Annotated in this window: 27 protein-coding genes and 1 tRNA gene; 11 read left to right on the top strand and 17 right to left on the bottom strand. The window is 38.7% G+C overall.

What is annotated here, in order from left to right; genetic code table 11:
* Position 1: 1 nt before the first annotated feature.
* The gene (locus tag C3K47_RS02195) at positions 2–508 is read right to left on the bottom strand and encodes a shikimate kinase (protein ID WP_103787433.1); all 507 of its coding nucleotides are present in this window, start codon (positions 506–508) and stop codon (positions 2–4) included.
* Between the two features lie 561 nt (positions 509–1,069).
* The gene (locus C3K47_RS02185) at positions 1,070–2,128 is read right to left on the bottom strand and encodes an ABC transporter permease (protein WP_103787431.1); all 1,059 of its coding nucleotides are present in this window, start codon (positions 2,126–2,128) and stop codon (positions 1,070–1,072) included.
* A gap of 162 nt (positions 2,129–2,290) precedes the next feature.
* Between C3K47_RS02185 and hemN the strand changes: the two genes are divergently transcribed.
* Both hemN and C3K47_RS02175 read left to right on the top strand, forming a co-directional pair.
* Positions 2,291–3,655, top strand: coding sequence for an oxygen-independent coproporphyrinogen III oxidase (gene hemN / locus C3K47_RS02180; protein WP_103787430.1), 1,365 nt, complete (start codon positions 2,291–2,293; stop codon positions 3,653–3,655).
* Between the two features lie 217 nt (positions 3,656–3,872).
* Complete coding sequence (locus C3K47_RS02175) at positions 3,873–4,862, top strand: aldo/keto reductase (protein WP_103787429.1); 990 nt, start codon at positions 3,873–3,875, stop codon at positions 4,860–4,862.
* Between the two features lie 56 nt (positions 4,863–4,918).
* On the opposite strand, the gene C3K47_RS02170 is transcribed toward C3K47_RS02175, so the two are convergent.
* The 4 genes from C3K47_RS02170 to C3K47_RS02155 all read right to left on the bottom strand — a co-directional run bounded on the left by C3K47_RS02170 (position 4,919) and on the right by C3K47_RS02155 (position 8,121).
* Positions 4,919–5,209 (bottom strand): antibiotic biosynthesis monooxygenase family protein, encoded by a 291-nt coding sequence (locus C3K47_RS02170; protein WP_103787428.1) that lies wholly within the window; start codon positions 5,207–5,209, stop codon positions 4,919–4,921.
* A gap of 118 nt (positions 5,210–5,327) precedes the next feature.
* A complete protein-coding gene (locus C3K47_RS02165) occupies positions 5,328–5,774 on the bottom strand; it encodes a GNAT family N-acetyltransferase (protein ID WP_103787427.1) in 447 nt (148 codons plus the stop codon).
* Positions 5,775–5,820: 46 nt separating this feature from the next.
* On the bottom strand, positions 5,821–7,521 hold the full coding sequence (locus C3K47_RS02160; protein WP_103787426.1) for an RluA family pseudouridine synthase: 1,701 nt from the start codon (positions 7,519–7,521) through the stop codon (positions 5,821–5,823).
* A gap of 192 nt (positions 7,522–7,713) precedes the next feature.
* A complete protein-coding gene (locus C3K47_RS02155) occupies positions 7,714–8,121 on the bottom strand; it encodes an OsmC family protein (protein ID WP_103787425.1) in 408 nt (135 codons plus the stop codon).
* 279 nt (positions 8,122–8,400) lie between these two features.
* On the opposite strand from C3K47_RS02155, the gene C3K47_RS02150 reads away from it, so the two are divergent.
* The 4 genes from C3K47_RS02150 (at position 8,401) to C3K47_RS02135 (ending at position 11,406) form a co-directional block, all read left to right on the top strand.
* Positions 8,401–8,895 carry a TPM domain-containing protein gene (locus C3K47_RS02150; RefSeq protein ID WP_103787424.1) on the top strand — a complete coding sequence of 165 codons (495 nt, stop codon included), beginning with the start codon at positions 8,401–8,403 and terminating at the stop codon, positions 8,893–8,895.
* A 280-nt stretch (positions 8,896–9,175) separates the two neighbouring features.
* Entirely contained in the window at positions 9,176–10,060 is an 885-nt protein-coding gene (lipA, locus tag C3K47_RS02145) for a lipoyl synthase (protein ID WP_103787423.1), read from the top strand.
* 12 nt (positions 10,061–10,072) lie between these two features.
* Positions 10,073–10,618 (top strand): sigma-70 family RNA polymerase sigma factor, encoded by a 546-nt coding sequence (locus C3K47_RS02140; protein WP_103787422.1) that lies wholly within the window; start codon positions 10,073–10,075, stop codon positions 10,616–10,618.
* A gap of 8 nt (positions 10,619–10,626) precedes the next feature.
* The gene (locus C3K47_RS02135; RefSeq protein ID WP_133159313.1) at positions 10,627–11,406 is read left to right on the top strand and encodes an anti-sigma factor; all 780 of its coding nucleotides are present in this window, start codon (positions 10,627–10,629) and stop codon (positions 11,404–11,406) included.
* A gap of 81 nt (positions 11,407–11,487) precedes the next feature.
* Here C3K47_RS02135 and C3K47_RS02130 read toward each other — a convergent pair whose 3' ends face one another.
* Both C3K47_RS02130 and C3K47_RS02125 read right to left on the bottom strand, forming a co-directional pair.
* Complete coding sequence (locus tag C3K47_RS02130; protein WP_165784609.1) at positions 11,488–12,114, bottom strand: hypothetical protein; 627 nt, start codon at positions 12,112–12,114, stop codon at positions 11,488–11,490.
* 120 nt (positions 12,115–12,234) lie between these two features.
* Positions 12,235–13,716 carry an NAD(P)H-hydrate dehydratase gene (locus C3K47_RS02125; protein ID WP_103787419.1) on the bottom strand — a complete coding sequence of 494 codons (1,482 nt, stop codon included), beginning with the start codon at positions 13,714–13,716 and terminating at the stop codon, positions 12,235–12,237.
* 127 nt (positions 13,717–13,843) lie between these two features.
* Here C3K47_RS02125 and C3K47_RS02120 point away from each other — a divergent pair, with 127 nt between their 5' ends.
* The 4 genes from C3K47_RS02120 (at position 13,844) to C3K47_RS02105 (ending at position 17,819) form a co-directional block, all read left to right on the top strand.
* Positions 13,844–14,998, top strand: a complete 1,155-nt coding sequence (locus C3K47_RS02120; RefSeq protein ID WP_103787418.1) for a hypothetical protein — start codon at positions 13,844–13,846, stop codon at positions 14,996–14,998.
* Positions 14,967–15,704: a hypothetical protein gene (locus C3K47_RS02115; protein WP_103787417.1), complete on the top strand. Its 738-nt coding sequence runs from the start codon at positions 14,967–14,969 to the stop codon at positions 15,702–15,704. Before C3K47_RS02120 ends, C3K47_RS02115 begins: the two co-directional genes overlap by 32 nt.
* Before the next feature lie 230 nt (positions 15,705–15,934).
* Entirely contained in the window at positions 15,935–17,077 is a 1,143-nt protein-coding gene (locus C3K47_RS02110) for a hypothetical protein (protein WP_103787416.1), read from the top strand.
* The gene (locus tag C3K47_RS02105) at positions 17,061–17,819 is read left to right on the top strand and encodes a hypothetical protein (protein WP_103787415.1); all 759 of its coding nucleotides are present in this window, start codon (positions 17,061–17,063) and stop codon (positions 17,817–17,819) included. Before C3K47_RS02110 ends, C3K47_RS02105 begins: the two co-directional genes overlap by 17 nt.
* A gap of 6 nt (positions 17,820–17,825) precedes the next feature.
* On the opposite strand, the gene C3K47_RS02100 is transcribed toward C3K47_RS02105, so the two are convergent.
* A complete protein-coding gene (locus tag C3K47_RS02100; protein WP_103787414.1) occupies positions 17,826–19,667 on the bottom strand; it encodes a chloride channel protein in 1,842 nt (613 codons plus the stop codon).
* 128 nt (positions 19,668–19,795) lie between these two features.
* Here C3K47_RS02100 and C3K47_RS02095 point away from each other — a divergent pair, with 128 nt between their 5' ends.
* Positions 19,796–20,470 carry a Crp/Fnr family transcriptional regulator gene (locus C3K47_RS02095; protein WP_103787413.1) on the top strand — a complete coding sequence of 225 codons (675 nt, stop codon included), beginning with the start codon at positions 19,796–19,798 and terminating at the stop codon, positions 20,468–20,470.
* A 22-nt stretch (positions 20,471–20,492) separates the two neighbouring features.
* Here the strand turns inward: C3K47_RS02095 and C3K47_RS02090 are convergent, their stop codons facing one another.
* From C3K47_RS02090 to C3K47_RS02060, 8 genes are all read right to left on the bottom strand, one after another.
* Positions 20,493–20,912 carry a DUF1801 domain-containing protein gene (locus C3K47_RS02090; RefSeq protein WP_103787412.1) on the bottom strand — a complete coding sequence of 140 codons (420 nt, stop codon included), beginning with the start codon at positions 20,910–20,912 and terminating at the stop codon, positions 20,493–20,495.
* Positions 20,913–20,958: 46 nt separating this feature from the next.
* Entirely contained in the window at positions 20,959–21,324 is a 366-nt protein-coding gene (locus C3K47_RS02085; protein ID WP_103787411.1) for a VOC family protein, read from the bottom strand.
* A 33-nt stretch (positions 21,325–21,357) separates the two neighbouring features.
* On the bottom strand, positions 21,358–21,603 hold the full coding sequence (locus C3K47_RS02080; RefSeq protein WP_262508169.1) for a YciI family protein: 246 nt from the start codon (positions 21,601–21,603) through the stop codon (positions 21,358–21,360).
* A gap of 139 nt (positions 21,604–21,742) precedes the next feature.
* Positions 21,743–22,123, bottom strand: coding sequence for a DUF2784 domain-containing protein (locus C3K47_RS02075; RefSeq protein ID WP_103787409.1), 381 nt, complete (start codon positions 22,121–22,123; stop codon positions 21,743–21,745).
* 113 nt (positions 22,124–22,236) lie between these two features.
* Positions 22,237–22,352, bottom strand: a tRNA-Asp gene (locus C3K47_RS19430).
* 566 nt (positions 22,353–22,918) lie between these two features.
* Positions 22,919–23,326, bottom strand: coding sequence for a hypothetical protein (locus C3K47_RS02070; RefSeq protein WP_103787408.1), 408 nt, complete (start codon positions 23,324–23,326; stop codon positions 22,919–22,921).
* Entirely contained in the window at positions 23,323–23,676 is a 354-nt protein-coding gene (locus tag C3K47_RS02065) for a hypothetical protein (RefSeq protein WP_133159312.1), read from the bottom strand. Before C3K47_RS02065 ends, C3K47_RS02070 begins: the two co-directional genes overlap by 4 nt.
* Before the next feature lie 87 nt (positions 23,677–23,763).
* Positions 23,764–24,492 carry a helix-turn-helix domain-containing protein gene (locus C3K47_RS02060; RefSeq protein WP_165784608.1) on the bottom strand — a complete coding sequence of 243 codons (729 nt, stop codon included), beginning with the start codon at positions 24,490–24,492 and terminating at the stop codon, positions 23,764–23,766.
* Positions 24,493–24,521: the final 29 nt, after the last annotated feature.

Below are 24,521 nucleotides of genomic sequence, written 5' to 3'. Positions count from 1 at the left end.
ATTACCACTGCCGCGTTAACAATTCAACAACCGCATCGGGGTTAACGCTCAAGCCATCAACAATAAACTGCGCCTGCTTATAAAAACTTTCTCTTGCAGCTAGTCGTTCTTCAATAAAACTCACTAATTCTTCTCCTTTCAACCCTTTAATTAAAGGCCGCTCTTCTTTAGCGTTTTCTAAACGTCCGGCAATTGCTTTTGGAGCAAGCTGCAGGTAAATCGTTTTACCATTGGCATTCATCCATTGCATATTATCGTGAAAACAAGGAGCCCCGCCACCCGTTGAGAGAACAAAGTTGTCGGGAAGTTCCTGAGTTTGCAATACCTGTTTTTCCAGTTCACGGAATTTTTCTTCACCATATTTGGCAAAATAATCAGCTACAGAACCTCCCGTAAACGCTTCAATTAAATGATCTAGGTCGAAAAAAGGCACATCTATTCTTTTTGCCAGCCGTTTTCCAAAAGTTGTTTTTCCGGCTCCCATGAAGCCAATTAAGAATACTTTCAATTTTAGATTTTAGATTTCAGGTTAACAATAAATCAGTGAAAAGAGGAAATTGCACCTTCTTAATTCAACATTTCCAAATTAGCAAATATCAATTATCTATAACTTTACTTTTTAAGATCAATTAAATAGAAAAATGTAATAAGCGCTAAAACAAATGGAAGTATATGAAGTAAAATACTGCATATTTTATCCACAAACTGCGTTTTATACCGATCATGTTTCATAAGAAAGATAAAGTCTCTATTGTAAGAATTAATGAAAATTGAATTAATAAACTTAACTAATAGAATAAAGTAAAGAGGCATAAAAGTAAAGAAAAAAGCATTCTGCTTGGAACAATAAGCTAATCCATATATGAAAAACAGCGCTGCTATTGTAAAATTTACCCAGAAAAACGTAGGATTACTTATGAGTTTTTTATAATTCCGTTTTATTGGCTCATTTTTAAAGGGATCTAACAGAAACAACCAGTAAATTATTGTCTCTAAAACAAACAAGTAATAAATGTTTATATTCTTCATAACAAAATTAAGAATCTAAAATCACCGCTAACGATAGACCCTACCTCACCCTTACCCTGGGATCCAATACTCCATAAAGCACATCCACCAAAATATTAAGGACGACGAAAATAAATCCGCAGAAAAGGATAGAGCCCATAACTACCGGAAAATCGGCCAAGCCAAGAGCATCAACAGTAGCTTTCCCTAAACCATTGTATCCAAAAATATATTCGATAAAAAAGGAACCGGCAATTAAGGAGGCAAACCAGCCCGAAATTGCGGTAACAACAGGATTTAAGGCATTTCGTAGCGCATGCTTTAGCACCACCGAATAATTGCTCAGTCCTTTTGCCCTTGCGGTGCGAATATAATCCATGGCTAACACATCCAGCATGGAGCTTCGAGTTAACTGCACGATAATAGCTAAAGGACGCAAACCCAAGGTGATCATTGGCAGCCAGAGATTCTTCAACGTTAGCACTTCCCCTTTAAAAGGATCATAGTTGTGTAAACTTCCCGACATGTTTAAGCCCGTGTAATCACTTAACACAAAACCAAACAGCCAGGCAATGATGATCCCTGCAAAAAAGGAAGGCGCCGAAATACCGATAATCGAAAATCCGATGGAAGCTTTATCGATCCAGCTGTCTTTTTTAATTGCCGAAACCACTCCTAAAGCAATACCTATAACCGAAGCGAACACCATAGCGGTAACCGCCAGAATAAGTGTATTTGGAATAGTTTCCCTTAATATTTCTGATACTTCCTTTTTAGTTTGATAAGAGCGGCGCAGGTAGGGCCATTTCAAAACAATAGCCTCATCTTTCCCTACCTTAAACAATTGCTGATAATGATATTTGGCCCTGCTCACGGAGTCGGTTCCGTGCAAACCTATAGGAGAAACATCATTAAGAAAAAGGGCAAATTGCACTGGCATCGGCTTATCAAGGCCGAGCTCTTTACGCACCGCCTCCAATGATTGCACATCGGATCGCTGTCCCATGGTCATACGGGCCGGATCGGCAGGCAGAATGTTAAACAAAAAGAAAACAACCACCACAATGCCCAGCATCACTAATAAGCCATAAAATGATTTGTTAAGTATATAAGGGAACATTCGTTTTTGCTAGCAGCCGAATTTAAGGAAAATATGTTTTGATAGCATTTTACTATTTATGTCAACAGAAAATCATTTGTATGGAAAACTGGAAAAACTGATAAAAATCAGTTTTTCTTTTTCGCAGATGCCTGATTTTTGGTTAATTATATAATTAGTCTCATGAATCCTAAACTTCTACATAAATATAATGTTCCCGGTCCGCGATACACCAGTTATCCGACTGTACCGTATTGGGATGAACAAAATTTCAGCATTCTTAACTGGAAAGAATCGCTCGTGCAAACCTTTAGGAAAAGCAATGCAACCGAGGGTATAAGCCTTTATATTCACTTGCCATTTTGCGAAAGCTTATGCACGTTTTGCGGCTGCAATAAGCGAATTACCACCAATCATGCGGTTGAGTCGCCCTACATTGAAGCGCTGTTGAAAGAATGGAAACTTTATGTAGATCTGTTTAATGCACGGCCTATCATCAAGGAGATCCATTTGGGAGGTGGCACTCCTACGTTTTTCAGACCTGAACAACTCAGCAGACTCATTGATGGCATTTTTGAGCTGGCAGATCGGAGTGAAACATGGGATTTCAGCTTTGAAGGGCATCCGAATAATACCTCTTATGAGCATTTGCAAACCTTATTCGACCTGGGTTTCAGGCGGGTAAGCTTTGGCGTACAGGATTATACTCCCGAGGTGCAAAAAGCTATACATCGCATTCAGCCTTATGAAAATGTTAAGCGTGTGCATAATTGGGCCCGCGAAATCGGCTACACTTCTATTGGTCACGACCTGATCTTTGGCCTGCCCAAACAATCGCGTTTGAGTATTGCCGAAACCATTGAAAAGACCAACCGTCTTAAACCCGATAGAATTGCTTTTTACAGTTATGCGCATGTGCCTTGGATAAAAGGTAACGGCCAGCGTGGTTTCGATGATAGTGACTTACCAAAAGACGATGAAAAGCGTTCGTTGTATAACCTCGGAAAATTACTTTTTGAAGAAAACGGCTATACGGAAATAGGCATGGACCATTTCGCTATGCCAACAGATAGCCTTTACAATTCGCTACAAAGTAAGAACCTGCACCGCAATTTTATGGGCTATACTTCATCAAAAACCCAACTGATGATCGGCCTTGGTGTTTCATCTATTGGCGATTCGTGGTATGCCTTTTCACAAAACGTTAAAACACTTGAAGGTTATTATGAATTATTGGCCTTAGACAAATTGCCTGTGCTAAGGGGGCATTTGTTAAATGATGAAGACCTGGTAATTCGCAAACATATTTTAAACCTGATGTGCAACCTTGAAACCTCATGGGAAAACAAGGAAATGCAATTTACAGAGCTGCCGGAGGTAATTGCTTCGTTAAAAGAAATGGAAACCGATGAGCTAATTTACTTTACGGAAAAGGGACTAAAAGTGACTGAGGAAGGAATTCCATTTGTACGTAATATTTGTATGGCCTTTGACCTACGATTAGTAAGAAAACAACCTGAGACACGATTATTTTCTATGACAATATAATTACAAAATAATAAGCCTCATCTTATACTAGTTCGAAAGAACGTTAGTGGATAATAATATTTATTTGAAGAGGGGAGTGCATGCCATGTATTGAAAAATACAGGGAACAACATGCACTTTTTTTATTTTATGCATCTGCCAATTTCCTAAAACATAAATGAATAAGCCTTGTTAAAGATTTTTCACCTCTGTAAATAAACAATCAAAATACTATAACATGAAAACAAAAGCATTAGGCAATCAGGGTTTAACGGCTTCTGAATTGGGATTAGGATGCATGGGAATGAGTGAATTTTATGGAGCCCGAGACGACGAAAACTCATTAAAAACACTTAGGCATGCGTATGAACTGGGCGTTACCTTTTGGGATACTGCCGACATGTACGGGCCATTTCATAACGAGGAATTACTTTCTAAAGTGCTAAAAGGAATAAGGAACAATATTACACTGGCCACCAAATTTGGCATACAACGCGACCCTAATGATCCGACCAAACGAGGAATAAGCGGAAAGCCAGATTATGTTTTTTCAGCATGTGAGGCAAGCTTGAAGCGTCTGCAAGTGGATGTGATCGACCTATATTATTTACACCGACAAGATCCGGCCACTCCGATAGAAGTGACTGCTGAAGCAATGGGACAACTTGTAAAACAAGGCAAAGTCAGAGGAATAGGGCTATCCGAAGTTTCGGCAGATACCTTACGCAAAGCGCATGCGGTTCATCCTATTACAGCGGTACAGAGTGAGTACTCGCTATGGAGCCGTGACCCAGAAGATGGATTATTGGAAACTTGTAAAGAGTTGGGTGTTGCCTTTGTGGCTTACAGTCCGCTGGGAAGAGGTTTTTTAACCGGACAAATAAAGAAATTCGAGGACCTTGCCGAAGATGATTACCGAAGAGTTTCTCCACGTTTCCAGGGAGAAAATTTTGACAAGAATCTGCAACTCGTCTTCAAAATAGAAGAACTGGCAAAGGAAAAAGGCTGCAAGCCTTCGCAGCTTGCGCTGGCATGGGTTATGGCGCAAGGCGATCATATTTTCCCTATACCCGGAACCAAACAAATAAAGTATCTGGAAGAAAATGTAGCAGCACTGGATGTTCATTTATCAAAAGCTGACCTGGACACTTTGGATGAAATTGCACCTAAAGGAATTGCCGTTGGAGGTCGTTATAACGATGCAGGCATGAAAATAGTTAATCAATAATGAGCTGATACAAGAACAAAAGAGCCATCAAAATTAGAAATGATGGCTCTTTAATATTACAACACCTTTTCAAAATGTTCAACAACCGGAAAAGGATCGTAATAATGATGAAGCAGTTTTTTCCATTCCAAATATTCAGCTGATTGCCTGAAACCAATCGTGTGGTCTTCAAGCGTTTCCCAGTTGACCTGCAACAGGTATTTATTCTCCTGTTCTAAACATCGATGCAAACTATGGCCTTTGTAACCTTTTATAGCGCCAATGTATTTTCCTGCAATTCGAAAATCGCTCTCAAACTGTTGTTTGAGCCCCGGCTTTACATAGAGTAGTGCTGCTTCTAATATCATTTTAATTTTTTCGCAGGGTAATTTAATGGCTAATGTGGTTTGGTCTTCGACTACGCTCAGGCTGACTAAACTTAGTTATTCAAACAATCAACCCAAATAATTCATTTGACAATTTATCTTAAACGCCTTTTAACGAATTCCAGTTATCAAATGTCATTTCAAATTTGATCTCGCCTTTACAGTGTGTTCCTGTCTCCGTCCAACCAGATTTACGATAAAACATTTCAGCTCTGGTGTTTGGAGCTGTGCCTAGCCAAACGTTTTCACGAGTTTGCGAAAAGTACCAATCGAGCATTACAGAGTGTAGTTTTTTACCAATTCCTTGCTTTTCAAAATCGGGATGTAAGAATAAAGCCCAAATATTATGCTCCTTTAAATCGGCAATGGCAAAACCAACAATTACATGGTTAACCTCCGCGACCCAGCCTTTTCCCCGCTCAAACAAAAACTCCTCACAATCCCTATCTGTAACCAGATCAGGGTTTGAAAGCGTGTTTTCCTTTACCGAATTACGCACCACCTGAATTTGCGGAATGTCTTCTTTTTGAGCTTCGCGAATAACCATAGCGTTATTTTTTAACCCAATTTAGAAAAACAATTAGAAGGATACACTAAAAATCCGCATCCACACGAATCTTCATCACCTCCTTACTTACCGGATGTTTAAATTCAATGAATTCGGCATGCAGATGTAAACGTGCGGCTTTTTGTCCGTACAAATCATCCCCAACAATAGGCGATTTCAATCCCAACGAATGAGCGGCATGCACCCGTAACTGATGCGTACGGCCTGTTATAGGATAAAAATGAACCTTGGTGTGTTGCTTGGTTCTGGAAATTACTTTCCATATTGTTTTGGCGTGTTTGCCATATTCATAACATACCAACTGACGCGGGCGATCTTCCAGATCAACTCTTAATGGGAGTTCAATTACCCCTTCATCCTCCGGAATAATTCCATTCAAGAGAGCAACATAACGTTTCTTCACGGTCCGGTTGATGAATTGATCTTGCAGTATTTTGTGTGATTCTTTGGTTTTAGCGATCAGCATTAAACCTGAAGTCGACATATCTAAACGATGAACCACCAATGGGCCGGTAGCTTCGGGGTATTTAATCCGAACACGCTCATAAACCGAATCTTGTACATTTTTGCCTGGCACCGATAAAAACTCAGCAGGCTTATTAATCACCACCAACTCTTCATCTTCGAAAACAATATCGATATCCTTGCCTTCAGCAGGGTTAATGAGCATTGGGTTCTCATCTAATTCAATGCCTTCGAGCATGTGAGCTAAAATGGGTTCACATTTACCCTTACAGGCAGGATAAAAATGACCATGCACCCTAACTTCCGATTTAGGTGATTGCCCCCACCAAAATTCCGCCATGGCAATTGGTTTCAGCTGATGCATAAAAGCATATTGCAACAACTTAGGCGCGGCACATTCACCGGCTCCCGCAGGAGGATTAACATCGGTTGTATGCTTGAAAATCTGATGCAAACTTTTCTTGTGCCCCAGTTGATTAAGGAAATAATACGAATCGAACAGCTTTTGCTGCAAAGCCGCTGATTTGCTTTTTCGTTCTTCTTTTACTTCAGCTATTTCATTTAACTTTTCATCAAGTAGATTTTGCGTTTCAGCAATTTGGTATTTCCAGTATTTATTCAAATGCTTAAGTCGAAGACTCTCATTTAAACTTTGCTTCCGCAACTCTTCGTGCAGGGCGTTAATATGTTCTTCATCCAGAGAGTCCTTTGGGGCATTCCGGAGAAGATCACGCTCCTGTTTGGCCAGTTTTATTTGTTGTTTGTATGCTTCCAACTCACCGGCATACTGGGTAGTTTGATCGGCTAGTTGCTTCTTTAGTTTCGCTAATTCACCATGATTTTCAAGCGCTTCAATCTGGCCGTGCATACTGGTCAGCACTTGTTCTTCTTTACGGAAAAAACCATTTTCGGTTAACATATCAAAAACCGGAGGAACAAATCGGGAATGATGATTTTGTCCGGCCAGCTTACCTGAAAATGCTGATAAATACCCCAGCTGACCTTCGCTATTTTGCACTACCAGCACTCCGAACATCTTACCGATGATCAGTCCTTCCTGCCCTTCTTCAATACCGAAGTTATGTTCCCATTCACTTTGTGTAGCCAAATACTGCTGCAGCTCTTGGGCTGCCAAAAGGCTTAAGGGATGAGGTTCGTAATAAAACGGAAATGTGAATTTTTGAGGTAATGAAATAGCTTCAATTTCTTTGTTAAAAGGTATAAAGCAACTTTCCTTCATTAATACCTGATCATCTCTCATTGCTTAATCTCCTAATTGAATACTAGTTATAAACGGAGTGCAAAAATACACACTTTAATTAAAGTAGAAAGCAGGTCTTTAAATACGAGGAAACAATAGAACTTCCCCTCCCGGTAATTTACATAGGCTATTGAACAAAAAAGGCTGCCCCTTTTAACGGAACAGCCTTATGCTATTTCTAATCAGCAAAAACTATTGCCAGTTAAACTTAATATTTTGCACCAGCTCGGTTTTGAGACTTTGGGCCACCGGACAGGTTAAAGCAGCATTTTCTAAAAGCTGACGCTGACGATCGTCGATATCTAATTTCGGAAAATTAAACTCCACCTGAATCTCGGAGATCCTTCGTGGTTCAGCCGCCATAATCTTTGTTATAGAAAAATCAGTATCCTTTAAATCGATATTTTCTCTTCTGGCTACAATTCCCATAATAGTCATAGCGCAACTGCCTAATGCCGCCGCCACCAAATCAGTTGGTGAAAAAGCTTCGCCTTTACCATTATTATCGGTTGGAGCATCGGTAATAATTTTAGTACCAGATTGTAGGTGGGTCGCCTCGGTACGTAATTCGCCTTTATAAATAGTTTTAACAGTTGCCATAAATAGGATTTTAGAAATACAAAGTTAGAAGTACAAAGTACAATTTTAGATTTTAGATTGTAGAAGTACGTAGTAAAAAGGACGATTTTAGAAGTATGAAGTATAAAGGCAGAGATGAATAGTGTTGTCAGTTTTCTTCAAAAAGGAAATGATGAGTAAGCACTATATGTGTTTCTCTATTCTGATATTGCTTTTTTAACCAAAAGTATGAATCTTCGAGGAAGAGCATTTAGCAGCAATTAAAGACATACGATTGTACAGTTTAAAGAAATCAAAAGAATGAAATACATCTACATATTAACATTTTTCAGCTGTTTTGCAATTTCGGCATACGGACAAAAAAACACACAAAACTATCAATCGTACCCTTTACCAAAGGGTTGGATTAGCGATTTCGAGAATATTCTAACAGAGAAAGAAGAATCGACTCTTGACAGTTTGGTCTCTAGTTTTGAAAGGCAGACTAAAATTGAAATTGCGATTGTTACTCTCGATAGTTCAATGACTTCGAAGGAAAATTTTTTTAATTACACTTTAGGAATGGCTAATTATTGGGGCATAGGGAAAAAGGACTTAAACAACGGGATTTTGATTGGGATTTCATCTTCATTAAGAATAATTAGAATCCAAAACGGCTATGGAATCGAAAAAATCCTAACCGACTTGGAAACTAAAAAAATCATTTCCGACTATTTCATTCCAGACTTTAAAAAAGGAAATATCTTTAATGGAATTAAGATTGGAACTATTGAGTTGATGAAAAAATTAAGGTGAAATACAAACGAATCATTCATCAATCCCTAATCTAAAATCGGAAACTCACAATTCGAAACCCATAACTCGAAATCCATAATCAGTCTATCCGAAATTCTTTCTTTGTACTTTGTATTTCTTACTTCGTACTTTTTTACTTCTTTCCTTTCTAAAATCTAAAATCCGCAATCATACTTCTAACTTTGTACTTTAACCTTCTTACTTCGTACATTTGCACGGTTAAAATAATCCGGAACAATTCATATGGTTTTGGGTTAAGTATTAAGATATTAGCGTTTATATGATAGAACTTCCGGTAGTTAAAGCCGAACCCCGTATAAAGAAACCAGATTGGTTGCGCGTTAAACTGCCAACCGGAAAAGAATATGCTCATGTTCGTTCACTGGTTGACAATCATAAACTTCACACTATTTGCGAAAGTGGCAATTGCCCTAACATGGGAGAATGTTGGGGAGAAGGAACTGCTACGTTCATGATTTTGGGTAATATTTGTACCCGCTCATGTTCATTTTGCGCTGTTGCCACCGGTCGTCCATTAGCAGTTGAACTGAATGAGCCTGAACGCGTTGCCACATCAGTTGCACTGATGCAGGTAAAACATTGTGTGATCACCTCTGTTGACCGCGATGATTTAAAAGATGGCGGTTCAACGATATGGGCTGAAACTATTCGTGCTATTCGTGCAAAAAGTCCGGAAACTACGATGGAAACCCTATTACCAGACTTTAAAGGTCAGTGGGAAAACCTGGAAAGAGTATTAGCAGAAAGACCGGAGGTTGTTTCTCATAACATAGAAACCGTTCGCCGTCTTACTCGCGAGATCCGTATTCAGGCTAAATACGACAGAAGCCTTGAATGTTTAAAACACATTAGTCAGGCCGGCTTGCGTACTAAATCGGGCATTATGCTGGGTTTTGGTGAAACCGAAGACGAAGTTTTCGAGGCAATGGATGATCTGTTGGAAGCAGGTGTTCATATTTTAACCGTTGGTCAATATTTACAGCCAACAAAAAATCACCATGCCATTATCGAATTTATTCACCCTGATCAGTTTGCGCGTTATAAAGAAGTAGGATTAGCAAAAGGATTTAAAGTTGTTGAAAGTGGGCCACTGGTTCGTTCTTCTTACCACGCAGAAAAACATCTGTTTCCATTCGAATCTTAATCCTGGTTCATTTTGAAGAAACGTTTAACATTATCAGAAGAAGAACTTGTAACTGGACTAAAACAACGGCAAAAGCTCGCTATTGAGGCATTGTATAATATGTATTCGGCGGCGCTAAACGGCATTATCTTGCGTATTATTCATTCGGAAGAAGAAGCCAGCGATGTTTTACAGGAAGTTTTTCTAAAAATATGGAACAACGCTTCGAATTACGACCCCAAGAAAGGACGATTATTTACCTGGATGGCCAATATTGCCCGTAATATGGCAATTGACAGACTCCGTTCTAAATCGTATCGTAATGAAATCAAAAACCAGGAACTGAATGACAGCGTAAATACCATTGATGAACTCCGGAGCATATCACTTTCACCTGAGCATATAGGTATAAAAGATTTGTTGATCAACCTAAAACCAGAACAAAAAATCGTAGTGGACCTGATCTATTTTCAGGGATTAAAACAAAGCGAAGCGGCCGAAAAATTGAACATTCCCCTGGGTACAGTAAAAACACGATTACGAATGGCCATTATGGAATTACGGAGATTTTTTAATTGATATTTGCTGTGGACGTAAAAGAATATATAGAAACGGGCGTACTTGAAATGTATGTATACGGAAACCTTTCGGATGCAGAGGCAAAAGAGGTGGTGCGTATGGCAAACAGCTATCCCGAAATTGCTGATGAGTTGGCTAAAATTGAAGAAAACCACGAAAACACTTCGGTAATTTTAGGAATTGAACCCAATCCGGCCACAAAACATCATATACTCGAACAGATCACTCACCCTAAAACATACAAACCGGCAATTCCTTTATATCCTACCCGTTTATTTGCTTATGGAATGGCTGCTTGTTTAACCTTATTACTGATAAGCAGCGTGGCTGCCTTTATGTATTGGGACCGATGGAAAAGCGCAGAAAATGAACTGATTGCCATGCGCGAATCGAATCAACAATTTGTAAGCAACCTGACATCGATGAGAGATGATATGGATGCCTACAAAGGTATTTTACATGATCCCGATTTTAAAAAAGTGCATTTAGCCTCTACTCCTGCTTTTCCGGGCAACGAAATAATGGTTTACTGGAACGCCAAAAACACCCATGTGATGGTGGATATGCTTAACCTGCCAGAAAATGATGCAGAACATCAATATCAGCTTTGGGCCATTGTTAATGGCAAACCGGTAGACGCAGGGGTTTTTGATGTGAAAAAAGGGCAGAAAACCATGTTCCAGATGAAAAACATACAGGGAGCACAGGCTTTTGCAGTTACATTGGAACCTAAAGGTGGAAGTGCAAATCCAAGCATGGATAAAATGTATGTAATGGGAAAAATATAAGAATTTGAAGACTCCTTATAAAGAAAAAGCGCTAAATCATTAGCGCTTTTTTTTGTTATCAAAAATTTTATTTACCAGGTCTTAGAAGCTCTTCACAAATGATATTGTCAAATCAACACCCGAACCATTTAATGTTTTCAAATGTGATGGTAACAAGTAGCGATCAGCACTGTTACTAGCCGAAAAAGACATATTTCTATAGCGTATTCCCGGCAATAGTTTTATGCTTTTTATTGCCACAATAAATGCAACATCAGCATTGTAGCCAAGAGAAGAGTCATACGATAAATCTGAATACGTTGAATTGTTTTCGGTAATTTTCATTTTACCCGGAAAATTATAGTTAATACCTCCCCCAAAACGAATACCTTTTAATGCACTTTTCCATGGCATGTAATCATAATTTGCTCCTGCGAAAAATGAGGTACGATTAAAAAACACCGATGACTCAAGCGATTCTCCATTAGAACTTATGTATTGAATGGCAATATTTTGCTGATATCCTAACGTTAAATAAGGCACCAGGTTCTCGGTAGCATGGTAACCCAAACCTAGCTCGATGCCCATACCGCCACCCGGACTGTAGAAAACATCTCCGCCATCATAATCTATTGAATTGTAATTTGCTCCAATTCCAATATTGATCTTTGAAATAAAGTCAAACTTTTGTGCCCGAGCATTAAAACCAAACACAACTAATAGTAACATTATCAAAGTAAAAATTCTTTTCATATAGCATTTATTTTTTTCTCAAAAATAATAGTTAAGAAAATAGGTTCCATTGAAAAAAATAAAATGATTGCTATTTATTGATTAAGAATCCATTAACTATTTAAAATTGAAAATGGTTTTACTAACCTGCTTTGCCAGTTCGCTTGCTCTTATAACTGAATAACCCAATTCTTCCAATTCATTCCCTGCCTTGCCATGTAAATAAACACCTGCCATTGCTGCCTGAATTGCCGAATAGCCCTGAGCTAATAATGCCACAATAATTCCGGTCAATACGTCACCCATTCCACCTGAAGCCATTGCCGGCGTTCCGGTTAAATTAAAATAGACCATTCCCGTTGGTAAGGCAATTATCGTATACCTGTTTTTAAGTACGATGATTAATTCCCGCTCCCTCGCCTCCTGCTGCATGGTTTTTATACGATGATTCCAATTTTTGTGCGAACCAAACAAGCGATCAAATTCTTTAACATGAGGCGTTAGGATCGATTGCTCGGGAACCAGGTCGAACAATGATTTATCAGAGGCAAGCATATTCAAGGCATCGGCATCAAAGACGCAGGGCCCACGGAAATTCTTTAAAGCATTTTTAAGAACAGCAACTGCAGGGTCATCGGTTCCCAAACCCGGACCAATTGCCAAGGCAGAATACTTTTGCCAGCCAGGTTCTCCAAACCCGGCCATTACTTCGGGTAAACGAGTATTCAAAGCTATTAAACCCGACGGTGGAATAAATGCAGTGGTTAATCCGCTGCCTGTATTTAAACAAGCCTCAGCTGTAAGCAAGGCGGCGCCCATCGTTTCATCTTTTCCAGCAATGATCAGCGAGTGACCAAAAGTTCCTTTATGGCTAAAATTTTCACGTTTTTTGAAGATTAAACGGATATCTTTTTCTTCTATTAAAGCCAGCTCACTTTCACATGATTGTATAAAGTGTTCATCCAAACCAATATCAACGGCCTCCCAACTTTTCATTACTAAAGCCGATTCGGGCAGTAAAAAATTGAGTTTTGGCCGTTGAAATGTAATTACCAGATCGGCTTTGAATTTTGTCGAATCCGCTTGATTAGGCTCGTCAGCAAACATGCCGGTTGGTATATCAACCGCAATTACTTTTTTATGCAGGGCATTTAATTGATCTATCCATTGTTTAAGAATGCCTTCTAAGGGTTTATTCAAACCTGATCCTAAAACTGCATCAATAATTATTTCTGAGGTTTCCGCAGGCAGCTCATCATCGGATTGTATAATATGAACAGGTAAGTTTAGCTTCTGAACACTTCTGAAATTCTCATCAAATTCAGGACTGGTTTTAAATGAATGCTGAAGGATAACGACCTTAACATTTGTATAGTTCCTTGCGCTAAGTAAACGTGCAATGGCCAGTCCGTCGCCACCGTTATTTCCTGTTCCGCAATACACTGCGATCATGATGTTTTTAGCAGGAACCTCCTCCATAAACTTTACCACAAAAGACTTGGTTGCACGTTCCATCAGACCTACCGATGAAATGGGTTCATTGGCAATGGTAAACTGATCGGCCTGACGAGTTTGAGTAGCTGTTATGATTTTTTGCATGACTGAATTTAGCAGTTTACCGGCACAAAAAGGCTTAAATCCTTCGTATTTCAACCTGGCATACAACCTATTTTAATTGCTGATTTTCAGTATATTAGGCCATATTTCTCCTTAAATTCAAAATGCCATGAAAATTTCACGCGCTCTTCTGCTTCTAATCGCTTTATTGGCTTCGGTTTATTTTCCGGCAAAAGCCCAGATAATGAAAAAACTATCTGATAAGGTTAACAAAGAAGTTAAAAAAGCTTCCGGTACAACGGAGCAAACGAATCAAAATAGCAGTAATTCAGGCTCAAAAAGTTCCGGTTCAGGATCCGAATCAGCTGCCGACGGCCTTACCAGCGATCAACTAAAAGATGCAGAAAGTCATGTACTTTATACATTAGAAGAAGGAGAACGAATTGATTACCGGGAATCGAGGATTATGGTAAGTAGCGACTATAAAGTTTCGGGCATGGTGATCGTAGATAAATCAGGAGCCAGATACATCATTGAAAACAACATCAAAAAAGGGCCCTATACGGTAAAGAATATTCCGCTGGACTTTTTAAAGAAAGAAAACAATGGTACTGAAGATGAGGTTTCTTCCGACGCTCAATTTGACGCGGCTGATATGGTGAGCATTTATCAGAAATACGTTAAGGAAGAAGGGGGAAAAAGTTTTATAGTTTTCAACGGAAAAAAAACCGGCCCTTTTACCCAATTAGAAGCATTTAGGCTTAACGATAAGAAAACAAAGTTTGCCGCTCAATTTGTAAATGAAATTAGTGAAACAGAGAAAGAACGATACATTGCTAATCAGGATGGAAAGAAAGTATTGGTATCAAAAGATCCAAACATGTATGGCAAACTCATTTTCGATCCGGCATTTGCCGATGCAGCATTTTTGGGCCAATCGTTTTCGGGCCAGCCTGGAAATCCAGGGTCTCTCTTGGTGAGCTTAAGCGGGATTAACCAAACTTTTAATCCAGCTTTGCAAAATGCATGGTTCGACGACAACAGCCATTTACTTTCAGTTGGTAATAGAGAGTTTTACTACAATGGAAAAGTTTTAAAAGAAACCAATTACAGTATTAATTCTAACTGGCAAAACCTATGGGTAAATAACAATGGCACAGCCTGGGCAGCCTTGCTTGACAATAAAATATTCTTTAGCGATGGAACAGTAGTAAACGACGGGTTCAGCATTAGCAAGGCTTCAGCCAATGGAAAAACAATTGTAAACTGGGTAGCAGTATCAAAAGAAACACGTGCAGTTACTAAATATTCTAAAGCGCTTTAAGTTTATAACCGTTGTTTTGCTGTGCTTAGGGGTTATTGAAAGTAACGCCCAAACAATAAATTACGAACAGGAATTTAAAGCCGACTATCAAAAGGCCTTCACTTATTTAACCGAAAATAAGTGGATTGCTGACTCCTTAGCGAAATACCACGTACCGGTAAATTTTGCCCTATCCATTGTTTTCCCTGAATTAGTTCGCTATTCGGCGATCAGGGATCAGATGGAAATTGGCGGATTAAAGATCTTGTATGTCAGTTTTGGAAATGATTATGCCGACTTTTCCATAGGCCGTTTTCAAATGAAACCTTCATTTGCTGAACAGATCAGCAATGATCTGCGTTCGCTTCAATTACCATATAAGTTTTCAATATTGATCAGGAACCATTCAATCAGTGAAGAGAATCAACGGAAAGCAATTGTTGCCAATCTCGAATCGATTCAAAAACAAGTGCTTTACCTCACTGCGTTTTATCAGCTCTGCGAACAACGCTTTAAATCTGTGAGTTGGAAATCAGAAGAAGAGAAACTTAGGTTTTATGCCACCGCTTATAACTGCGGATACAAAAAACCGTTGGCATATATTCAACAAATGCAAAATCAATCATATTACGACATTTCCATTTCGGGCTTAGGGAAGAAATACAAATATGCCGACATTTCGACCTATTACTTTAAGAGCCAAAGCAAATCAATCAGGCAACCCTGATATTTTCGTCTAATCAAGCTTCCTGCCCTAAAACTTCGCTTTTACCCAATCAAAAGAATTTCAGCATTCCCCCTCCATTTTTAGTATCCCTGCCGCAATTACGTACTTCTACTAAGAAACACAAATCAGTAGTTATGCAGAAAAATAGCCCCATAGCTCCCAGTACCTTTGGATCAACGCTTTATAATTTTCCTTAAAGCAAAAACGAACGAACAAAACAAACAGCAATTATGAAAACGATCTATCAAATTACGCTCTGCACACTGTTATTACATTGGGCAGTACCTTCGGAGGCTCAATTGCTTAGCAAGCTAAAGAACAAAGCTAACCAGCAAATTAATAAAGCCGTTTTGGGAGATAACACTACGGTTACCGGCAACGCAGGCTCGGGTTCGGGTCCAACGGGATCTTCTGGAAATGAATCAAGCAGCGACCGCTTAAGTGATGTAGAAAAAGAAGAGATCTATAAACTGGAAGAAGACGAACACATCGACTACCGCGAGTCCTTCATGATGATAAACTCAGCCAATAAGCTCTCAGGCCTTGTAATTGTTAACCGGAACGGCAAACGCTTTGTGGTTCAAAATGGTATAAAAACGGGCCCTTATTCTTCTAAAGACGTACCCCTGGGCTTTTGGAAGGAAGCTGAACGAAACACCAAGGAAGCCTATTCAACTGACCCTAATGAGATGCTAAACGTTTATAAGAACTACATAAAATCAGATGCGGACAAGGATTACATTCTGTTTAATGGTAAAAAATCGATTTCATTTTCTACCCTTGAAGCCATGAAAGTAAATCCGGAGAAAACAAAATACATTGCCCTTGTTGCCATTGAAATTGATGATAACAATAAACAAAAGTTTTTGATCAACCAGGACGGCAAAAAAGTGGAAGTGGCCGCTAAAGGCCAGGTAATTGGACAAATGATCGTAAATGCAACTTTCACCGATGCTGCCTTTTGGGGCCAGGACCTTTCTGCTATAGATTACTCCAATGGCAGCGGAATGAAAACCGTGCTGGCTACACTTAGCGGAATTAAACAGGTGACCGAACCACCGTTGACCAGTGTTTGGTTTGCCGATAATGGTCATCTGCTGGCATCAAATGGGAAGGCTATTTATTTAAACGGCAAAGTGTTGAAAGTAGAAAATGATCTGTCTGTTGGCACTGACTGGAGAGACATATGGCTAAATAAAGATGGCACGGCCTGGGCAGCACTTTTAGACAACAAGCTTGTTTTTAGCGACGGAAACAAGGTAACCGACGGCTTTAGCATAAGCTCCAGCACTCAAAACGGAAAAACAGTTTTAAGATGGATCGCGGTTTCAAAAGGCAGCTTATCGATTACCCGTTATGCAAAAACACTTTAAAATTTTCATAATGATGGTGATTTGCGTCGGCCTTGCTCTGAATGGCAGGGCCCAGCAAATCAGTAATTACAGCGACGAATTCGGGGCGGATTACGAGCAGGCTAAAGATTTTTTGAATAAGAATGCGTGGATCGCAGATTCACTACGCAATTATCATGTACCAGCAACTTTTGCCCAAGCTATTATTTTCCCTGAGTTGGTTCGTTTCTCTGTTTTAAGGGATCAAATGGAGACTGGAGGATTAAAAATCCTCTACGTTTCCTTTGGTAAAGATTACGCCGACTTTTCGATAGGTCGTTTTCAGATGAAGCCATCATTTGCAGAACAACTTTTAACCGATATTGAAACGCATAAACTGAGTAAAACTTTTCGATCATTATTGATAAATAAAACATTGGACGAAGAGACTCAACGAAGAACTGTTATAAAAAGCCTTGAATCACTCCAAAAACAAGTTTTGTATTTGGCGGCATTTTACCAGGTTTGCGAACAAAAATTTAAATCGACAAAATGGGCTTCGGAGGATGAAAAGCTGCGATTTTATGCCACCGCCTATAATTGCGGATACCGTCAAACCGAAAAGTACATCAGGCAAAAACAGCAGCAATCTTACTTTTCAACCTCCATTACCGGTTTTGGAAAGAAATACAATTACGCCAGTATTTCAGCTTATTATTATCAGCAATCATCTAACAAGGAAACAGCACAGAATGTATCCTTGAAACCTTATTCATCAAACTAAAACCAATCAGTTAAACATCTTTTTCCCCTTCAAATACATATTAAAGCTTTTCCTTTTTAAGGAAATAGTTCGTTGATATTGCTCGTTTTTAGAGCGATGATTATTATAGTAGGATAATATAGAAGTGGAGGTTATGAAACTTACCACCTCACGTTGGTGATTTAGCACAGGAAGAATTTGTGAACCTTGCTTGTCCAGACATGCAATCGCCTTTGAAAGACTAGATGCCTCAAGTACAAAATGAGAATGATTTCGTACCAATTCATGGATCTGATCATTGTCTTTTAAAGAATGTTTATGAATTGTTGGCAATGTTAAAATTCCGGCAAACCTATCATCCTGATCAACTACAATTATTTCAGAATACTTATAATTTACTCCTAGAACCCAGGCATTTAATTCGGCTATTGTTGCACTCAGCTTAATTGTATTCACCTTTGCCGCCATCACATTTTTAACCAGCAACCCTTGTAAAATATCAGGCTCATAAGCATTAGGCGTATGCACACCTCTTCGCTGTATTTTCTCGGTCATGATACTGGTCTTCATCATAAAAAACGAAACAAAATAAGCGGCTGTACAGGCACCCAGCAAAGGAAGCAAGCCATGAGGCTGCATGGTGGTTTCAAAAGCAAATACGATGGAGGTTAGCAAAGCTCTCGCCGCTCCTGCAAACATAGACGCCATGCCAATTAAAGCACAGGTTGGCAGGTTGATCTCGCTTTGCGGAAATAGCTTTTGAACAATTAGGCCCAATAAAATACCGGTTGCTCCGCCAATGGTTAACAGAGGCGCCAATGTTCCACCAGAGGTTCCGCTCCCCAATGATATGGACCAGGAAATAAATTTCAAAAAGCATAATCCCAGCACCAATTTCAGAGGAAGATTGCCACTCAGCAAGTGCGATATATTGCTATAACCCACCCCTAAAGTGTATGGTGCAAAATACCCTGTAACACCAACCGCAATTGCCCCTATTGCCGGCCACCACAACCAGTGAATAGGCAGTTTTTCAAACAGGTCTTCAATTAAGTAAATGCTTTTAGAAATCCCAGCTGACACAACACCAATTATCGCTCCTAATAATACATACCAAACCAAAGCCATTGATCCGGGTTCTGGAATATTGGGCATAGCAAATACAGCCTCCTTACCAAACAGCAATAGATGCATGGCAGCCCCTGTTGCGCAGGCCAAAGCCACCGGAATGATTGAACGGGGAGAAAACTCAAAAAGCAGCAATTCTATAGCGAGTAATACCGCAGCTATTGGTGTTCCGAAAATAGCGGCCATACCGGCAGTGGCCCCGGCTGTTAATACGATCTTTCGTTCGTTAGGCGTAATGTGCATAATTTGTCCAACGAAGGAACCAAAAGCACCACCTGTTGAGATGATCGGCCCTTCGGCACCAAAGGGACCTCCTGTTCCAATTGAAATTGCAGCGGATAAGGGCTTTAGCAAGGTGATGATCGGTTTGATCTTACTTTCATTGGTAAGCACCTGTTCCATAGCCTCAGGAATTCCATGACCACGGATCGCCGGAGAGCCCCAACGAGCCATTAATCCTACCACCAAGCCTCCAATACAGGGAATAATAATGACAAACAAACCCAAACTATTTGCAGCCGGACTGCTTTCATGAAAAGAAAATGTTCCATAAAAAGATAGATTAGTAAAGAGATTAATAAGCGCAACTAATATTTTTGCCACAACGCCAATAATAATTGCATTGGCAATAACCTGCATGCTTAAGTAAAAAAGCCGTTTGTTTACAATTGGATTAGTTGTTGAAACCGCGATATTGTCATCTAAACTAAGCGAGGGGGCGATGGGAATAATTCTTTCCATGAAAATTAAAAGGATTTACTACTTTACAAAAGTATTGTTTTGGCAATATTATTTATAAATTATTTACAACACCATTCTATTTAAACATTGCCATTGCAATAAAATAGATATACAACACTTAGAAATTAATGAATCAACACGTTAATTGTTTTCTTTGCAAGCATAGTTTACCAGAATGGAAAACCGCCATTGAGACAAACTCACAACTCTTAAATTTTAAGAAAGGGGAATCGATATTTAAAGAAGGTGATGCGGTAACAGGCTTCTATTTTATACACTCCGGAAAAGTTAAAGTGCATAAACAATGGGGAAGTGATAAGGAGCTTATTATAAAATTTGCTTCTGAGGGTGATGTTTTGGGCCATCGGGCAATTGGAAGTAATGAGCAATACCCGGTTTCGGCTACTGCTATTGAACCGGTAAATGTATGCTTCATTAATACCATATTCTTTCAAACCTCTTTAAAAGTAAACAACGAACTTACTTATCAAATGATGCTGTTCTATGCCCATGAACTTCAGGAAGCTGAATTGAGCATGCGAAATATGGTGCACATGGATGTAAAGAGCCGGATCGCAGAAGCGCTGCTGAAAATTAAAAGCTTGTTTGGTGTTAATAATGAAGGGTTTATTAACGGTGCATTATCAAGGCAGGATATAGCCTCCTACGCCGGCACCACTTATGAAACTTTATTTAAAACGCTTAATGAACTAGTAAAAGAAGAGGTGCTACTGCTTGATGGTAAAAACATTTTAATTAAAGATGAACTGAAACTAAAGGAAGGCATCAGGACCAGGGAATAAACATCGGAAAGACAGTACTGATCTATTTGGATCCAGATTTTCGTATTCCCCACCTGTTATCGAGTTGAATAGCCTCATTTAATAATTTTACAATGGCTTCCTGATCGATTTCTTCGGGAGATTTATAAATCTTGTAAAATATCTGCTTATTGGTTCCATGGGTTAGGTAATTGTCGGTATCCGCTAATTTGTTTCCGTACCAAAAACCCAATAATACTCCTTCTTTAATTCCTCCACGAGGTATACGAGCAGGCCAAACAATGCAAATCCCCTTTTTCCCATAATAATAAGGCACATTGAATGCTATCTTCTCCTTACAATTATTGGGTAATGTTTCGTGTATAATTTGCCTAAGTATATCAACAATTAGTCGTTCATTTTCAGGCAAAACATCAAACAAGTGAGCAATTGATTGTATTTTCAGCGGATAACTATTGTTCATGAAAGAACATCATTTGCGTGCATTTAGATAGGTATAGATTCCAATCCTATTTTTTGAACTCTCCAAAGTGCCAAAGAATCCCCGAAGGATCATGTAAAAAATATTCACTTCCCCAATCATTATGGCGAACTGCAGACAGCCTCACATTTTCATATTTTGAGGGTAAATTTAAAGCCTGCGATTCCGTCCAATGCCGATTTACATCATCAACCTCTACAAACACCATTGTATTATCAACCCAATCTTTTACGTAGTAACTTTGAAGATAAAACCCAATGCCATCAGTTTTAAACAATGACATATTAGGCATTAACACCACTTCTTCAAAACCCAGATCGCGGTAGAAACTACGTGAAAGTTCGAAATCTTTAGAGCCAATAAATGGCCGGATGGATATTGCTTTATGTTCCATTTTTATGCTGTTACTTGCAACAAGTTAGCAATTTTATTGAGTATCGTCTTTTTTAAACACTGCTTTCATAGGATAGAACTCATATTCATTTAATCCATTCGCTGGATCAGCAGCAATAATTTGTTTTAATTGTTCTTCACTATCCACAGATACCACTCCAACACCATAACCACCTTCCGGGTCAAACACCGGCCCATAAACAATTGCTGTTGCACGTTTAAGTAAGTCAGACCAATAAGCAACGTGCGATTGCATAATTTTCCGTTCATCATCCGACATGTCAGTCATGAAAGTGGGCCGTGGTGGGTTAAGTTAAAAAAAAAAAGTTTGTTTACTCATGATATTGGTTTTGTTAAACATTAATCCGACGGAGTGTAAACAGAAATTTCAATATCCATCCCCAGTTCGGCAGTTAATTTTAACTATTGAATTTACTTTGTTTCCACCGGATTTTATAAGCAATTAGATTGATACCAATAACAATTCCTACCAAAATATATTGAATAAAGGGGCTGAGATTTTCCTGGTATATGATTGGGATCAGGTGTCGGGTAATGAAATCTTCCTGATAGGTGGAAAGACCGGCATGATAGCCAAAGTAGTTTTCAATAGCGGTAAGTGGGCATACTACCCCATAAGAAAGCTCAGCGAAAATAGCCCAGGCAACCGAAACCATATGAATCACTTTTATCCAACGATTCTTATGTGCAAAAAAGCCACCTGCAACAACAAATAAAATAAATGCAAAGTGAATGATCACAGTAACCTGAGTGAGGAGAAGATAAATGCCTTTATCCATAAGCTATAAATTTAGGCAAAACATTAACCTTGGGAAATTCTGTGGATTGCAGGTAAAAGGAGAAGAATACTAAATAGAAAAGCCCCATGTCAGGGGCTTCTATTCTTGCTGTGCTGTAGGGGAAGGAGTCGAACCTTCAAAGAGTAGTTATTTCCCAATTACTTGGGCTTTCCCATTATTCTCTACCACCGAGACAAGGAGGTGTGTCTGCCAGTTTCACCACCCTACATTATTTTGTTTTGTTGACACAAATATAGGAACATTTCTTATTTACATGCAACTTTATTAATCATTTTTAATAATTATTATCAAAATAGCAATAAAACATTAACATCTCAATAAAAATGAAAAGTTTTAAAAAACTATGAGTTTACAAAATAAATAGGATGCTTTGACTCAATTTATAAACAATTGTTTTTCAACGAGTTAGATTTTTGATATTTTCTAAAAGCAGAAACCACGCTATACATAACTAACATAAAACCAATTATTTACCATTTTTTCAATAGCGATTTTTAAAACTATGAACAGGATTCTTTATTTCGATCGGGAAGGAAATACAATTGATTGGCCCGCTTTACATAGGAGCCTGAGTTATTTTGTTAATCTTGCTATCTGTACAATATCCACAAACATTAGTTCGATAAATGAAGTCGCAGTCAATGCGAACAGAATTCACTCTACCGAAAATAAATAATGCTCATGAAACGACGATTCCAAGGCACAGAAAACCCTCGATTTCAATAATCGAGGGTTAGTGGTCTGCTTAAAAAAACGTATAAAATATTCAGGATATCAACCCATTAAAAATTTCAAATAAATAGTGAACAGGATTGAACTAATAATGGCAAATAAACGGAGAGCATTTTTTGTTCTGTTACTTGAAGTGGTATATGTCAACCATGAAGGAACAGAATTAAATAAAAGTTTTTTAATTCGTTCATAGTCCAAAATTAGAAGAAAAGCAATACCAATGGTCGTTATCAATGATTGTATTAAAGCTCCAGCATTCATGTGATAAAAAATATTAATCAACGTAATATTCAACATCAATGCAAATAAGATCAATAAACCAAATAACAAGGATTTTCTGAAAAGGAGTAAATATGCTCCGAGGATTTGCACAATGGCGATCGTCATCCCGAACGCTTCCGAATAACCGAAATAAAACCAGGTAAGCCATTCACCTGATTGATGACTCATTGGTTGGTTGGCTCTTCAGGAACTAGAAACTGAAGCCCGAATACTTTTTTCCAGCCGAAAGCCGCAATATTTATTGCTATTGCGAAGCGAATAATTGAATAAATTACTCCGTACACTACATCACTGGTTATTTTCTGCTGTTTTTCTAAGTACTGCCAGATGAACGGAAAAAAGAGTGAAGCGACCAAAACTATTCCGACCAAAGGAAAGACGACCGAAGCAGGAAACCAGGGAATATTTCCACCATTTCCAATAAGTAAAATAAGAGCCGAAAGGGTTAAGCCACAGATCAGGCAACTTGCTAATTTTTTAAATACAGAGTTTTTGTTTGCAATGGGGAGTGTCATCATTTTAATTTTATTTACGTGAATGATGACAAAGCTGACTGAAATTCGGATTTCAAGAGGTCATTTGTATACAGACGAACAAGTTTCTGACTAGCTTCCCCGATTCTGACTTAACTTGATATATTCTGTAGGAGATTGTCCTGTATACTTTTTAAATGCCGCATTAAAAGCTGCCTTGGAATTAAAACCGCATTCGTAGGCAATCCCAATAATACTCAGTTTTTGATATTGACTGTCCAATAACAAATTCTTAGCTTCTTCAATACGGTAACGGTTAATGAAGTTATAGAAGTTTTCTTTATGAATTTCATTTATCAGATACGAAGTATCATTGGGGGAGGCGCCCAGCTTTTTAGACAGGACTGGCAAGCTTAGTTCATTTTCCAGGTACAATCTATCTACAGTCATCAGATAGTTTAATTTATCATTTAGAGTTGTGATTTGATCAGTAGTTAATCTTTGCTTTACTATCGGGTTTTTAACTTCAATGATTTCCGATAGATTACGGATGTCTGCAGGTGAAAAATCAAATACTTCCCCTTGCTTTAATGAAAAATGAGCCAGAAAAAAAATACAGATAAGATAAATTAGTGGCGTGAATTCCTTTAATGGCTGAATATTTAAAAAAACGAGATTTAGCCATACAATCAGAACGATGAGCAGAATGATTAAAAATGATTGTAGCCAAAGCAAGTCGATTTTCTCATTTGCCGAAGAAAATAGATTAATGTTTTTTTGATGCTGTCTTAAACGCCTAAACGAAAGGACCCAATATAGTATAGCTTGAGAAGGCAAGGCAAGCTGAAGAACAAAAAACACTATTTCACGTATTGGTGATTGAAAATCAA

The sequence above is a fragment of the Solitalea longa genome, assembly GCF_002920915.1.
In the GTDB taxonomy this organism is placed as follows: domain Bacteria; phylum Bacteroidota; class Bacteroidia; order Sphingobacteriales; family Sphingobacteriaceae; genus Solitalea; species Solitalea longa.
The sequence above is the reverse complement of the archived record's forward strand: the minus strand, read 5'-3'. Positions and strand labels throughout refer to the sequence as shown.

Bases quoted from the DNA above. Each gene is read 5' to 3' on its own strand.
- C3K47_RS02185 (WP_103787431.1), bottom strand. From the start codon at position 2,128: ATGTTCCCTTATATACTTAACAAATCATTTTATGGCTTATTAGTGATG.
- hemN (WP_103787430.1), top strand. From the start codon at position 2,291: ATGAATCCTAAACTTCTACATAAATATAATGTTCCCGGTCCGCGATAC.
- C3K47_RS02175 (WP_103787429.1), top strand. From the start codon at position 3,873: ATGAAAACAAAAGCATTAGGCAATCAGGGTTTAACGGCTTCTGAATTG.
- C3K47_RS02170 (WP_103787428.1), bottom strand. From the start codon at position 5,209: ATGATATTAGAAGCAGCACTACTCTATGTAAAGCCGGGGCTCAAACAA.
- C3K47_RS02165 (WP_103787427.1), bottom strand. From the start codon at position 5,774: ATGGTTATTCGCGAAGCTCAAAAAGAAGACATTCCGCAAATTCAGGTG.
- C3K47_RS02160 (WP_103787426.1), bottom strand. From the start codon at position 7,521: ATGAGAGATGATCAGGTATTAATGAAGGAAAGTTGCTTTATACCTTTT.
- C3K47_RS02155 (WP_103787425.1), bottom strand. From the start codon at position 8,121: ATGGCAACTGTTAAAACTATTTATAAAGGCGAATTACGTACCGAGGCG.
- C3K47_RS02150 (WP_103787424.1), top strand. From the start codon at position 8,401: ATGAAATACATCTACATATTAACATTTTTCAGCTGTTTTGCAATTTCG.
- lipA (WP_103787423.1), top strand. From the start codon at position 9,176: ATGATAGAACTTCCGGTAGTTAAAGCCGAACCCCGTATAAAGAAACCA.
- C3K47_RS02130 (WP_165784609.1), bottom strand. From the start codon at position 12,114: ATGTTACTATTAGTTGTGTTTGGTTTTAATGCTCGGGCACAAAAGTTT.
- C3K47_RS02125 (WP_103787419.1), bottom strand. From the start codon at position 13,716: ATGCAAAAAATCATAACAGCTACTCAAACTCGTCAGGCCGATCAGTTT.
- C3K47_RS02120 (WP_103787418.1), top strand. From the start codon at position 13,844: ATGAAAATTTCACGCGCTCTTCTGCTTCTAATCGCTTTATTGGCTTCG.
- C3K47_RS02110 (WP_103787416.1), top strand. From the start codon at position 15,935: ATGAAAACGATCTATCAAATTACGCTCTGCACACTGTTATTACATTGG.
- C3K47_RS02105 (WP_103787415.1), top strand. From the start codon at position 17,061: ATGCAAAAACACTTTAAAATTTTCATAATGATGGTGATTTGCGTCGGC.
- C3K47_RS02100 (WP_103787414.1), bottom strand. From the start codon at position 19,667: ATGGAAAGAATTATTCCCATCGCCCCCTCGCTTAGTTTAGATGACAAT.
- C3K47_RS02095 (WP_103787413.1), top strand. From the start codon at position 19,796: ATGAATCAACACGTTAATTGTTTTCTTTGCAAGCATAGTTTACCAGAA.
- C3K47_RS02090 (WP_103787412.1), bottom strand. From the start codon at position 20,912: ATGAACAATAGTTATCCGCTGAAAATACAATCAATTGCTCACTTGTTT.
- C3K47_RS02085 (WP_103787411.1), bottom strand. From the start codon at position 21,324: ATGGAACATAAAGCAATATCCATCCGGCCATTTATTGGCTCTAAAGAT.
- C3K47_RS02080 (WP_262508169.1), bottom strand. From the start codon at position 21,603: ATGTCGGATGATGAACGGAAAATTATGCAATCGCACGTTGCTTATTGG.
- C3K47_RS02075 (WP_103787409.1), bottom strand. From the start codon at position 22,123: ATGGATAAAGGCATTTATCTTCTCCTCACTCAGGTTACTGTGATCATT.
- C3K47_RS02070 (WP_103787408.1), bottom strand. From the start codon at position 23,326: ATGAGTCATCAATCAGGTGAATGGCTTACCTGGTTTTATTTCGGTTAT.
- C3K47_RS02065 (WP_133159312.1), bottom strand. From the start codon at position 23,676: ATGATGACACTCCCCATTGCAAACAAAAACTCTGTATTTAAAAAATTA.